The sequence below is a fragment of the Streptomyces malaysiensis subsp. samsunensis genome, assembly GCF_024519315.1.
Taxonomy (GTDB): domain Bacteria; phylum Actinomycetota; class Actinomycetes; order Streptomycetales; family Streptomycetaceae; genus Streptomyces; species Streptomyces malaysiensis.
The window spans coordinates 1-12,915 of the sequence record NZ_JANIIC010000065.1 but is presented as its reverse complement, the minus strand read 5'-3'; the positions used below and the strand labels follow the sequence as shown (position 1 = coordinate 12,915).

Annotated in this window: 10 protein-coding genes; 5 read left to right on the top strand and 5 right to left on the bottom strand. The window is 73.2% G+C overall.

What is annotated here, in order from left to right; genetic code table 11:
* The first annotated feature begins 118 nt into the window (after positions 1-118).
* Together NQU54_RS38945 and NQU54_RS49535 are read left to right on the top strand one after the other, a co-directional pair.
* Positions 119-1,015 carry an MBL fold metallo-hydrolase gene (locus tag NQU54_RS38945; protein WP_257635121.1) on the top strand — a complete coding sequence of 299 codons (897 nt, stop codon included), beginning with the start codon at positions 119-121 and terminating at the stop codon, positions 1,013-1,015.
* Entirely contained in the window at positions 1,006-2,142 is a 1,137-nt protein-coding gene (locus NQU54_RS49535; protein ID WP_306279512.1) for a carboxylesterase family protein, read from the top strand. Before NQU54_RS38945 ends, NQU54_RS49535 begins: the two co-directional genes overlap by 10 nt.
* Before the next feature lie 258 nt (positions 2,143-2,400).
* On the opposite strand, the gene NQU54_RS38930 is transcribed toward NQU54_RS49535, so the two are convergent.
* Together NQU54_RS38930 and NQU54_RS38925 are read right to left on the bottom strand one after the other, a co-directional pair.
* Entirely contained in the window at positions 2,401-3,291 is an 891-nt protein-coding gene (locus NQU54_RS38930) for an MHYT domain-containing protein (RefSeq protein ID WP_257635120.1), read from the bottom strand.
* A gap of 281 nt (positions 3,292-3,572) precedes the next feature.
* The gene (locus NQU54_RS38925) at positions 3,573-3,815 is read right to left on the bottom strand and encodes a hypothetical protein (RefSeq protein ID WP_257635119.1); all 243 of its coding nucleotides are present in this window, start codon (positions 3,813-3,815) and stop codon (positions 3,573-3,575) included.
* 203 nt (positions 3,816-4,018) lie between these two features.
* On the opposite strand from NQU54_RS38925, the gene NQU54_RS38920 reads away from it, so the two are divergent.
* From NQU54_RS38920 to NQU54_RS38910, 3 genes are read left to right on the top strand one after another with little or no spacing between them, the layout of a single operon-like run.
* A complete protein-coding gene (locus tag NQU54_RS38920) occupies positions 4,019-7,729 on the top strand; it encodes a CHAT domain-containing protein (protein WP_257635118.1) in 3,711 nt (1,236 codons plus the stop codon).
* On the top strand, positions 7,726-8,412 hold the full coding sequence (locus NQU54_RS38915) for a hypothetical protein (protein WP_257635117.1): 687 nt from the start codon (positions 7,726-7,728) through the stop codon (positions 8,410-8,412). The genes NQU54_RS38920 and NQU54_RS38915 overlap by 4 nt, the downstream gene beginning before the upstream one ends.
* Positions 8,413-8,438: 26 nt before the next feature.
* Entirely contained in the window at positions 8,439-9,065 is a 627-nt protein-coding gene (locus NQU54_RS38910; RefSeq protein WP_257635116.1) for an RES family NAD+ phosphorylase, read from the top strand.
* 53 nt (positions 9,066-9,118) lie between these two features.
* On the opposite strand, the gene NQU54_RS38905 is transcribed toward NQU54_RS38910, so the two are convergent.
* The 3 genes from NQU54_RS38905 to NQU54_RS38895 all read right to left on the bottom strand — a co-directional run.
* Positions 9,119-9,730, bottom strand: a complete 612-nt coding sequence (locus NQU54_RS38905) for an FHA domain-containing protein (protein ID WP_257635115.1) — start codon at positions 9,728-9,730, stop codon at positions 9,119-9,121.
* Positions 9,727-11,784 (bottom strand): AAA family ATPase, encoded by a 2,058-nt coding sequence (locus tag NQU54_RS38900; protein ID WP_257635114.1) that lies wholly within the window; start codon positions 11,782-11,784, stop codon positions 9,727-9,729. The genes NQU54_RS38905 and NQU54_RS38900 overlap by 4 nt, the downstream gene beginning before the upstream one ends.
* Positions 11,781-12,915: hypothetical protein (locus NQU54_RS38895; protein ID WP_257635113.1), on the bottom strand; the 1,135-nt coding region annotated here is incomplete at its 5' end. The genes NQU54_RS38900 and NQU54_RS38895, both read right to left, overlap by 4 nt.

Here is a 12,915-nt window from a genome sequence, read left to right as displayed (position 1 = left end):
ATCGAGTACGGCCGCGCTCTCACTTTCCCGCCCGACCATGGTCATCCCCCGACTCTAGCCCGTGGTTGCAGTCATATGACCGATACCGCCGACGCCCGCCGACGAGCAGGCTGGAGTCATGGACACCATCACGCTTGGAAACGTCGAGATCACCCGCGTGGTAGAGGTGACCCCGAGGGGTCTGGCACGCGACTTCATCTTTCCCGACGTGGCCACGGAGCACTGGCGCGCGCACGAGAGCTGGCTGGTCCCCCAATTCCTGGATCCGGCCGCCGATGAGATCCACACGATGATCCAGACCTGGCTGGTCCGCAGCGAGGGCCGGACGATCCTGATCGACACCGGCATCGGCAACGACCGGGAGCGGCCGCATATGCCGCACTTCCACCACCTCCACACGAACTACCTGGGGGAACTGGCCTTGGCCGGGGTCCGCCCGGAGGATGTGGACCTGGTGATCTGCACCCATGTGCACGGGGACCACGTCGGATGGAACACCTCCTGGCAGGACGGTGAGTGGCGGCCGACCTTCCCCAACGCGGAGTACGTCATCCCCCGCATCGACTTCGACTACTGGAACCCGGAGAACGGGCACCGGACCCGCTCCGGCCTCCGCATGATGAATGTGTTCGAGGACAGCGTCACCCCCGTCCACCAGGCCGGGCAGACCGTGCTGTGGGAGGGCGGCCACTACGACATCGACGGCGGGCTGCGCATCGAGCCCGCCCCCGGCCACACGCCCGGCTCCTCCGTGGTGCGGCTGCGGTCCGGTACGGATCGGGCGATCTTCGCGGGCGATGTGCTGCACAGCCCGCTTCAGATCGTCGAGCCGGACGACTGCCCCTGTTTCGACGAGGACGAGCCCAGGGCCCGGGTCAGCCGACGCCGGGTGCTGGCGCAGGCCGCGGACCAGGGCGCGCTGCTGTTCCCCGCGCACTTCCCCGGCCCCGCCGCGACCGAAGTGCGGCGTGATGGCGAGCGGTTCGCGGTGAAGGAGTGGGCGGCATGGCGATGAGTGTGTTCCGGAACATCCCGTACGCGGCCGCGCCGACCGGCGCCGCGCGGTTCGCCGCGCCGACCCCCGTGCACGGTGCGCCCGGCGCCGATGGGCCGGGGCCCACCGCTCCGGCGCCCGAGCGGCCGTTCGCGGTGGATCTGAGCCCGGCGATCGGTCAGGGCTGGGTGCGTGGCGATGACTATCTGACGCTCAACGTCTGGACACCGCGGACCGACGGAAGCGCCCCGGTGATGGTCTTCGTGCACGGCGGCGGTTTCCTCTCCGGCACCGGCCAGGCGCCGCTGTACGACGGAGCCCCCTTCACCCGCGACGGTGTGGTCCTGGTCACCCTCAACTACCGTCTGGGCGCGCCGGGTTGGCTCGATCTGCCGGGCGCCCCGCGCAACCGGGGGCTGCTGGACGTGCTCACGGCGCTGCGGTGGGTGCACGAGCACATCGCGGACTACGGCGGGGACGCGGACCGGGTCACGGTGTTCGGACAGTCGGCGGGCGGGATGATCGTCAGCTCGCTGCTGGTGACACCCGAGGCCGCCGGGCTGTTCCGGCAGGCGATCAGCCAGAGCGGTGGGCTCTACACCCTGACCGGCGCGGAGGCGGCGGAGACGACCCGGGCCCTGGCCGACCGGCTGGGCGTACCGGCCACGGTCGAGGCGTTCGCCGCCATCCCCGACGAGCGCCTGGTGTCGGAGCTCGCGGGGCTGCCCCAGGCGGGGTGGCGGCTGTCGCCGCTCGGCGTGGTGCTCGACACGCTCGACGACACGCCACCGCCGCATCCGGTGGAACTGGTGGCGGGCACGAACACCCAGGAGTCGCGGCTCTACCAGCGGCCGGAATACAGCGCGGCCATCGACGCGATGTTCCGCGACGCCCGGGAGCGGCTGGTGTCCCGCTACGACAAGGCGTTCACCTACGACTTCGACTGGCGGGGCGGGCCGTTCGGCGCGTGTCACACCGCCGAACTGCCGTTCGTCTTCGACAACACCGGTCTGCCCGCGCTCCGTTCGGCGAACGGACTGCTCGGACCGGACATCCCGCCGTCGCTGGCCACGGAGATGCACGGTGCGTGGGTGCGCTTCGCCACCACCGGGGATCCCGGCTGGTCGGGAACACACCGGTTCCACTGAGCGCTCCGCCGAAGGTGCGCCGAGCTGCCCACGACTCGTCCGCGGCTCCGTCGTGACCGGTCGCCCACGCGGCGGAGCCGCACATCGGCACAGCCGCGGCGGAGCCGCACTTCGGCACAGCTCCGCACCCCTTCGGGGCGCCTGTCGAACCGCGGCCGACTTCCGCCGAGCTGCCGAGGTCCCATGGGGTGTGGCGGGGCGGCCGGGGCGGCGGGGCGGTCACGGCCGGTCCCGTCTCGCCCCGGACCGGCCGCGGGTTCACCATGGGCGGTACTCCTGGCCGCCGTGGGGCGGGGCCGGGCGGCCCTCCCGGGCCCGAACGGGATCGTCCGGCGGCCGGCTCGGCCAGACCGGACGAGGCGGTGGCGGCGGGGGCCGACGTCGGCTGTCCGCCTTCTTCTCGTTCCACTCCCCCTCGCCCAGCACCAGCAGCGGATCGAACATGATGATGGTCCCCGCGATCACGAGGAAGACCACCGGACCGATCAGCAGGGGGAGGATGAGCGATACGGGCGCTTTGCCACCCACGGAGGCGCTGAGCACATCGTCCAGCCGCACTCTCACCGCCGCCATGCCCGTGTAGTGCATCCCGGTCGCCGCGACCCCCATCACCATGCTCGACCCCAGGCTGGCGCGGAAGCCGTGGATGGTGACGGCGGCCCAGAGGGCCGCGGTTCCGGCCACGACCGCGATCAGGACGGAGAGCAGGACGGTCGGCACGGAGTACTCCAGATGCCCCTGCATACGCATCGCGGACATCCCGATGTAGTGCATGCCCGCGACGCCGAGCCCGGTGAACACACCGGCCGGGAGCAGCACCGCTCGGGACGTGCCCCGGTAGCCGACCATGAAGACGCCGATGCCGACGACGACGATCGCCACCGCGAGGCTGAGCAAGGTGATCGGTATGTCGAAGCTGATCGGGGTCTCCTTCACATGGAACCCCATCATGGCGATGAAGTGCATCGTCCAGATGCCCGAGCCGATCGACGCGGATCCGAGCGCGAGCCAGCCCGGCTTCCAGGAGGGCCGGGTGCGCACCGACCGGGCGGTGCAGCGTAAGCCGAGGGCCGCCCCGAGACAGGCCATGAGGTAGGCCGCCACCGGAGTGGCGGCCCCGTAGCTGAACCCGTCGACCGTGCCGTACATGTATGCCCCATCCTTCTCGCCACGGGAATCCTGTGCAGAAATGTTGAACGTGCGGCGAGAGTAGAGCGCGGTCGAGCACGCCACCCACACATTTGGTCACGCATTGATAAAGGTGTCTCACCTGGCGTGACGGGATATCACGCCATTCACCCCATGCCCCTTTTCTCTTGATCACGAGGCGGGCGGTGTCATGCCGGGGGCATGTGCCTGACAGGAGGCGACACGGGGGCGGCCCGGGAGCCATCCGTGGCACCCGCGCCATCCGCGCCGCCCCGGAGCTTCTAGGTCGCGGACGAGTCCTCCGGATGTCTTACGGCCTTCTTCACCGCCCGCTCCACCTCGAATCTGCTCAGCCCGGCCGACGCGGCGTGTTCGGTGATCGCCGCCTGCACCCGCTCCGCCGCCACGCGCCACCGCTCCCACTGGGCCCGTCGCTCCTCGCCGTCCAGCCCGGACACCCGCTGATGTTCGGCATCAGCGGACTTTTGCAGGTCAATCAGCTCATCGGTCACCAGATCAGACATGCGAGCGATTCTAAGGAAACCGTGCGAAGAAGAGCGGAGGCGCCGCGGGAGTTTCCACGCGGCCTCCGGCGTACGGATCCGACCGGGCGATTCGCGGACGTCTTCCGGTCGGTTTCCGGATGGACCGATCAAAAGGCTCCTGCGCTCGTGCGCGGGGGCGGATGATGAGAGGGGCACAGCACCGGGGGATGGGGGGACGTTTCATGCACGGCACGGATGTCGCGGCGTTGCGCGACCGAGCGGAACGGGCCGCGACCGACGCGCTGGCATGGATCGTCCCTCCCCCGTCGAACGACCCCGCGGCCAAGCGCCCGCCCGCCGGAACTGACTCGCGGAGCTCGTCCCACGGTCCGGGGGCCGAGCGAGCGCCCGACGACCCGGTGGCCAAGGGCTCCCCCGGCGCCACTCGCCCGCCCGCCGGCGCCGATCCCGCGTCGCTCGACCGCTTCATCACCGAACTGGCCGAGCTGGAGACCGCGTTGGCGGCGGCCGTGCCGGACGAGGACGCGCTGCTGTGCACCGTACGCGCCCGGCTCGGCGGCCTGTACGCCGACCGCTACCGGCGCCATCCCACGGACGACGACCGGAGTCGGGGCCTGCGGGTGCTGCGGGCGGCGCGCGCGCCTGGGGTGCTCGACCCGAGGGACGAGCGGGTCTCGGCCCTGCACCTGGTGCAGTTGCTGCTGACGCCCAGCATGGTCGCCGGATGGGACGGCACGCTGTCCCGCCTCCTGGAGTCGTTCGCCCTGGGGCGCCAGGTGGTGGTGGGCGACTCCGAGCTCAGCGCCGATCTGACCGAGCTGCGCGGTCTGGTGGCCGAGGTGGCGCCGACCCTGCCCGAGGCCGTCGCCGAACCCCTGTTGTGGGCGGCCGAGGCGCTGGAGCGGGTGCCCGCCGCCGCGCGCTCCGGGGACTTCGAGCAGATGGCCGACCTGGCCGCGCAGCTGGCCCAGCGGATGCCGGGCCGCGGCTCCGAGCTGGTGCGGGCCCTGAGCGGGATGGCCGCCGAGTTCGCCACGGCCGGGGCGGGCGGAGACGGCGATGCGACCGATCCGCTGGAGGAGCTCACGGAGGAGGAGGCCGCCCTCACCTTCGCGCAGGCCGCGCTCATGCTGGAGATCGAGGTGCCCGGCACCATCCGGGCGGAGGATTTGACCACCCTGGTCGACGAGGTGAGCAAGGGACCGGCCGGCGAAGAGGCGGAGACCGCGATGCGGGCCGCGATGAGCCGTATGGCGCACGGTGTGCGCACGGGTGACGCCGATCGGCTGGCCGAGGCGGCCGAGTTGATCGGGGCGGCGGCCGGGAAGGGGTCCGGCCGGGTGGGCTGGATGGCCGGGCTCATCTCGCCGGGGCTGCTGGCCGCGGCCAACACCCTCGGCGGCAACCTCACCGACCGCGACCAGGCACGGGCCCGTCTCGACGCGCTCTTCGGCCCCGCCTCCGCGGTGTTCGACTCGGCACACGCCACCGGGCCCGGCGCCGAGGGGCTGCGGATCTGCAACCGGTGTATGCACCTTCAGCTGCGCATCACCGAAGCCCTCGCGGAGGAGGACACCGACAAGCTCGAGGATCTGCTGGACGAGCTGCTCGACCTGCTGGAGGAGACCGAAGACGGCGAATGGCAGTTCCTGGTCCTCTTCCTGCTCGGCCAGGCCCAGTTGAGCCTGGCCACGCTGGACGGCGGGGTCACCGCCCTGCGTACGGCCGTCGCCTATCTGGAGGAGGCGGCGGGGCATCCGAAGGTCCCCACGTTCGCGCGGCCCCTGATGGACGCGTGCTGGGCGCCCGCGCTGGCCCTCTCCTCCCTGATCGAACCGGATCCCGGGCGGGTCTCCGAGGCCGTGACCCGGGCCCGCGGGGCGCTGGACGGCCCCGCCTCGACGCCCGACCAGCATGTGCGCGTCCGGCAGGCCGTCGTGTACGCGCTGCTGGCCATCCACCGCTCGACCGACGACCCGTCCGTGCTGGAGGAGGCGGTCGGCGAACTGGAGCGGGCCCGCCGCGACCTCACCGAGCGCACCAGCCCGGACATCCGGCAGAAGGTGCTCTGGGAGCTGGCCGAGGCGTACCGGCTGCGCGGTGACCGGGGGCGTGACGACATCGATGCCGCCCTCTCGACGGCACAGGAGTCGCTGCGGGTGCTGGCCGAGGACGTGCTGCTGCAACTCGGCGCCGAGCACGGCCTCGAAGTGGCCAGGGCGGGGGCCAGCCGCGGGCTGCTCGCCGCCCACTGGGCCGCGGTGGACGGCCGGATCGAGGAGGCCGTGGAGTCGCTGGAGAACGGGCGGGGCCTGGTGCTGCGGGCCGCGGCCGCGGCCGCCGGGGTCCCCGAGCAGCTGGCCGCCCGGGGCGAGGCGGAGCTGGCCGAGCGGTGGCGTACCGCCGTACGGGACCTTCCGCCCCGGGCCGCGCCGACCGGCGGCGGACTCGCGCCCGGCGTCGGTGGCGGCACTCCGGAGGAGGTCCGGACGGCGCTCGCGCGGGTCCTGCCGGCCGAACTCGACCCCGGTCTCGCCATCCCCAGTACCCTGCGCCGCCGTGCGCTGGAGGCGCTGCGGCGGCCGGACGGCGACTCCGAGGCGCTGCGCGGGCTGCTCGGCGCGCCTGGTATCGCTCAGTTGCGGGAGGGGCTGTGCGCCACCGGCGCCGACGCCCTGGTGTATCTGGTGCCCGGGCAGGGCACCGCCGACGGCGTGGCCGTCCTGGTGGGGAGCGCCGGTGACCCGGCGGCGCTGCCGCTGCCGGGGCTCGGCGCGCTCGGCCGGGAGCCGCTGGAGCGCTATCTGGACGCGGGCGCCCGGCGGTCCGCCGTGTCCGAGCGGGGCATGGACGCCTACGCCGAGGCCCATCGCCGCTGGGAGGCGGCGCTGGAGGGGCTGTGCGACTGGGCGGGCCCGGCGGTGCTCGCCCCCGTACTGGACGCGCTGGGCGCCCGGGCGGAGGGCGGGCGCGGGGCACGCGACGCGCCGGTCCGGCTGGTCCTCGTGCCGTGCGGCAACCTCGGTGCCGTTCCCTGGCACGCCGCCCGCCTCCCCGGGTCATGGTCCGGTGCGCCGCGCCCGTACGCGTACGCCTGCGAAGCCGCGGTGATCTCGTACGCCGCGTCCGGGGGTGAGTTCCTGCGGGCCGCCCGGCGCGGCCGGATGCCCGCGGGTGAGCGCGCGGTGCTGGTGGCCGACCCCAGCGGGGATCTGACGTGGGCGCAGGACGAGGTGACGGCCCTTCGTACCGCGTACTACACCGGGGCCCTGCTCTACGGCTGGCACGAGGACGCGCCCGAGAGCGCGCTGGGCACCTCCGAGGACGTGCTCTCCCACCTCCCCGGAGGCCCGGCGGTGCCCGCCGCCTCACTGCTGCACCTGGTGGTGCACGGCCTGGCCGGGCTGCGGCCGACCGATTCGGCCCTCCACCTGGCCGGCCCGGACCCCGCGGACACCCCGGACCCCGCGGACACCCCGGATCCGGGCAGGCTGACGGTGACGCGCATTCTCGACGTGCCCGCCGTGGAACAGTCCACCGCCGGGCCGCTGATCGTGCTCAGCGCCTGCGAGACGGACCTCAGCAGCCGCGACCACGACGAGGCGCTGACCCCGACCACCGCGCTGCTGGCGCGTGGCGCCACGGATGTGGTCGGCTCGCGGTGGAAGGTCTCGGACAGCGCGTCCGCCGCGCTGATGGTGGTCTTCCACCATCAGCTGACCGTCGCCGGGCTGGCCCCGCCGGACGCCCTGCGCGCCGCCCAGCTGTGGATGCTGGACCACGACCGCCGTCCCGTCCCCGGGCTGACCGGGCTCCTGCTGGCCGAGACGCAGAGCGACGCGGGCGGCTTGGCCCGGGTCGTCTCCTGGGCCGGATTCATCCACCAGGGCAGCCCTGCTCCCCACGCATCCGCGGAAGGACGACAGCCATGACCACCGACGATCTCCTGGAGCTGCTGCGCCGGCATCTGCCGGAGATCCGCGCGTCGCTCACCGCCACGCAGTTCAGCGGGTTCCAGGACGGCGTGCTGCGGCTGCGGGCCGCCGGAGACGACACCAGGGCCGTGCGCGGTGCGCTGCGGGAGGTGCGGCTGGCGCTGCTGCCCCTCCCCCGCGAGATGGAACTGCGCAGAAAGCTGGACCAGTTCAGGTCCGGCGGCGCCGCCCCTTCGGCGGTGCTGCCGGACGCCGACCGGCTGGCCGAGCTGATCCGGCTGCTGGAGTCCGTGGACTGGCCCGCGCTGGACCCCGTGAGCGCCGAGATCGCGCGGGCCGTACAGCAGCGGCTGCTGACCGCCCCCGCGCGGGGCCCGGAGCGGCTCACCGGCGCCGCCGCCGAGGATCCCGCCGGGGCCGGGCTGATCCGTCTGTCCGACCCCGAGCGCGGCGACCGCTACCCGGACTTCCAGTTCGACCCGGACACCGGTGAGCCACGGCCGGTGGTGCAGCGGATCAACCGGATGCTGCTGTCGGACCAGGACCCGTGGGGCGCCGCGGACTGGTGGCTCGGCGGCAACACCTGGTTGCGCGACGCACCGGCCGCCCTGGTGGGGCGGGTGCCGGACGCGCGGCTGACCGAGGCCGCCGCCGCGCTGATGGGAGAGGGCGGATGGTGAGGCAGGCGCCCCCCGAGGGCGCGCGCATGAGCCCGAACCTGTCCGTTCTGAGCGCGGGCACCGAGCTGTGGAGGTGCCATGAGACCGCCTACGCCTGCACCGAGTTCAACCCGAAACCCGCGCACTCCTTCTTCGGCGGCAACCGCTTCGACGCCACCGCCGAGGACCGGTACGGGTATCTGTACGCGGCCGTGGAGCCGACCACCACCCTGGCCGAGGTGATGCTGCGGGACATGGAGTTCACCGGGCCGGAGGGGCGGCGTCAGGTGCCGTGGGCGCTGGCGGCCACCCGCTCGCTGTCCAAGGTGCGGGTGACCGAGGATCTGACCCTGGTACGGCTGGTCGGGGAGGAGGACCTGGCCGCGGTGTTCCAGACCTCCTGGCTCCTGGAGACCGACGATTACGCGCAGACCCGCGCCTGGGCGCGGGAGATCCGGCGCCAAGTGCCGGGCGCCCATGGGCTGATGTGGCAGTCGCGGCGGCACCGCCCGCACCCCGCCCTGGTGCTGTTCGGCGACCGCTGCGGGGCGGAGCCGCTGAAGGCGGTGCCAGGACAGACACACAACCTGGGCACGTTCGAGGGGGCCAGTGTGGCCAACCGGCTGCTGGCACCGCTGCGGGCGGTCGTCATTCCGCCCGGTATGCGGACATGAGCGTCGCGGGGCGGCACGGGGGTTGCCGCCCCGCGACACCGCCCGGCACCGGCTCAGCCGGTGCCGGGCCCCGGTCCGTACAGCCGTACGGTGAAGCTGATCCGCAGCCCGAGCCGCAGCTGGTCGCCGTCGCGGACGGGGGTGCGCACGCCCGCCGCGATCCGGGCGCCGTTGAGATATGTGCCATTGCGGCTGCCCGCCTCGGGCTCCTCGGCCCAGGCGGTTCCGTCCGGCTCCACCGTGATGGACACATGGCGCCGGGAGACCTTGTTCCAGCCGGCGAACGCGGCGGCGGTCCGCGGCGCCCAGTCCGCGTGGCGGCCCAGGCGCAGCGGAGGGCCAGGGCCGTGTCTGAGCTCCAGACACGGCTCGGAGCAGACCAGCAGCACATGGGTGCGGGCCCGGCCGCAGGACGCGCAGCGGGTGTCCCTGGGGGCCACCGCGGCACGGCAGTTCCAGCAGGGCGCGGACACTTCGACGCCGTCCGGGCCCGGCGCGGGCCCGGACGGGGAGGTGGTCCGGGGATCCGGCTCCTGGGTCTCGTACGTCTTCTCCGCCCGCTCCGCTTCCGGCGGTTGTGATGCCTCCGGCGGTCGCGCCGGCGCTTCCGCTTCCTCGTCGTCCGGTTCGCGCCACCACCCCGGGGGAGCGGCTCCATCGCTCATCGGCCGCCACCCGGGCCGGGGCCCTCGGCCCCGGTGCGCACCGCCCGCAGGTCCAGCGCCACCGTGCCGTCCCCTACGGGCCGCACACCGGTGACGGTGACCGCCGTGCCCGCCAGCCGCTCCTGGTCGAACAGCGCCCGTGCCAGCGGGTTGATCAGATGCGTCTCCAGCAGCATGCCGATGCCCCGGCCGCCGTTGTCGACATCCGCCGTGCAGTAGGTGGACAGCGCCTGATGTGCCTCGTCGGAGAGGCGCAGATGGACCCCCTGCTCCTCCCGCAGCACCCGCTGGATGTTGCCCACCTGCGAGTCGAAGATCTCGGCGGCCACCTTGGCGTCGATGTAGTCGAATACCACCACATTGCCACCGAGCCGGTTCATCAGCTCGGGGCGGCCGATCTCCTCGACGAAGTGTTCCTTCACATTGGCCAGGATGATCTCCTCCAGCTGGTGGTACGGCATACCGGGCTCGGCCACCCGCCCTTCGCGTCCGCCGCCCTCGCCGGTCCGCTTCCTGACCCCGAGGTTGGAGGTGAAGATCAGCACACATTCGCTGAAGTACGTGGTGACGCCCTGCCCGTCGGTGAGCCGACCGTCCTCGAGCACCTGGAGGAACTTGTCGAGCACTCCCTTGTCGGCCTTGTCGATCTCGTCGAACAGCACCACCCGGAAGGGGTCGTTGCGCACCGCCGTGGTCAGCTCGCCACCCGCCTCGTAGCCCACGTATCCCGGCGGTGCGCCGAGCAGCCGGTCCACCGAATGCGGTGCGGAGAACTCGCTCATGTCGAAGCGCAGACACGCGTCCTCGGTGCCGAACAGCAGCTTGGCCACCGACTTGGCCAGCTCGGTCTTGCCGGTGCCGGTCGGCCCGGCGAAGAACAGCACACCGCGCGGCCGGCTGCCGGGGTGGGACGCCTGGGCGCCGGAGAGGCCGAGCGCGGCGCGCTTGAGGATGTCGAGGGCCTTGCCGACCGCCTTCTCCTGGCCCTTCACCCGGGCCCGCAGGTCCGCCTCGCCCCGTTGGATCTGCTCGCGGATGTAGTCCGCCTGCCACGGGTTGTCCTTGACGCCGAGCTGGTAGACCCGGACCGCGTCCCGCATCTCGGCGAACGACAGCCCGCGGTCGAGCGCGATCCGGGCGCTCTCCCGCATCGCGCGCAGGGTCAGCCCGGCGGTGGCGCGGGCGAAGGTGTCGATATCGTGCTCGTCCGGCCGCCGTGGCTTGCCCAGGCTCACCGGCCCGTCGTCCTCGGGTGCGGAGGCGGCGGTGTGCTCCTCGGCCAGCAGCTCGGCCATGCGCCGCCTGCCGCCCAGATCGGGCAGTGGGATGCCGATGGTACGGACCCGTTCGCTGCCCGCGACCAGCCAGGTGGGCAGGTCGCGCTCCCCGTCGGCGAGCCAGATCACGGGGTTGAACAGCCGCCGTCCGCTTCCCGGGGAGGGGAGCGGCCGGGCGTCCTCGGCCAGCTTCAGGCAGTTGAGGAAGAAGTCCCGCTCCGGATCGCTGAGCCGGGTGACATCGGTGGGGATCCGGGCCGCGTAGTCGATCAACAACACCACCCGGTAGGGCTGTTGGCGCTGTGCGGTGTCCGGTCGGGGCCGGCCGTCCGGTGTCTTCGGCCGGGGCCCCTGCTGCTTCCAGCCGGTGACGATGTCGCGCAGGGTCCGCTCCGCGTCGGCCAGGTGGACGGGGGCGTCGGCGCGCCGGGCGCGTCCGGGCCTGGCCGCGTCCCGCCCGTGCAGCAGCTCGCGGACCTCCTTGGCCGCCGGGCCCGCGACGGCGGTGAAGCCGTCCGCGATGTCGAAGCGGATCAGCGCCTCGTACCCCTCCTGCCACAGGGCGTTCCACAGCACCTCGGTGAGGGTGTGGTGGGCGTCGTATCGCCGCTCGGGACCGCCCTCGTCGGGGTTCTTGTCGTGGCGGACGAGGTGGATGTCCCGGATGTTGCCGTGCAGGACGTACTGGGACTGGACGCCGAGCGTGCCGACCAGCTCCTCGGCGAAGGCCGGGAGCCTGCGGTCGCCGCGGCCCGGGGACGTCGCTGACTCGGTCATGACGGTGCCTCCTGGTCACGGCGGCGGACCTTGGGTCCGGTGCGGTGGTCATGGCTGGACCGGGCCGCCGTGCGCGGGACCGGCCGCGCGGGTGGCTCGTCGAAGTCGAACGGCATGCTGAGCCCGGCGCGTTCGGCCAGTTTCCGCAGCTCCTCCAGATGGTCGGGGGCCTCGGCGCAGCGCCGCCAGTCGAGGTCCAGATCGTCGTCGGTCTCCTCACCGGGGTCGCGCTCACGGTGCATGGTGGAAACGCGGGCGGTGCCCCGGGCGTCCAGGCTGATGCGGAGCCAGTGTTCGTCCCCCCAGCCGGGCGGGGTCCAGTCGATGATCTGCACCGCTCCGGAGGTGGTGTATCCGGCCGTCTCGGGCTCCGAGTGCCGGACCGCCGCACGGATCACCTCCGTGGCGTACATCCGCTGATACGCGTCGACCCGCTCGCCGACGCGGGCCTCGATACGGACCCGCTCGGCCTCCTCCAGCGTCCCGCCCTGGTGCAGAAGGCGCTTCAAAACGGCGATCTCGGCGGTGGCGTCGGGCAGGGGCACGGGGGTGCCGGGGTCGGCGCGGAGGAAGGCGAGCTGCTGGGCGGCCCACTCCTCGGTCTCCTGCCGTCGCTCGGCGTCGCGGGTCACCCGCTCGGCGAACCGGGCCGCCTCACGCAGATGGCGCTTGGCCGCGGCGGGCCGCCGGGCGGCGACCTCCGTGGCGACGGCGACCTTCTCCTCCACCAGCCGGTAGTCGGCCACCGACACCTGGCGCGGAAGCATGGCGAGCAGATCCCCGCCCAGCCGCAGCACCTCCTCCTCGGTGAGCTCCGCGGTGGGAGCGGTCGGCGGTTGTGGCAGCGAACCGCGTGCCTCGGTTTCGGTGGCCGCCTCCTCGTACGCCTCCAGCGCCTTGCGGCGGCGGGCGCGCAGCTTGGCGTGCCAGCCGGTGCTCTCGGGGTGCGCTCCGGCCACCGGACGGGCCGCGGCCTCCATCGTGGCGCGGGCGTACGCGGCCTCGGCGTGGCGCAGCCGGCAGTCGGTGTCGGCGAGCCGTCGCCACGCCTCGTCCAGGCTCAGGCCCGTCAGGGCCAGCGGCGGCGGCAGGTCGGGCGGTTCCGGCGGCCCGTCGGGGCCTGCGGCGGGG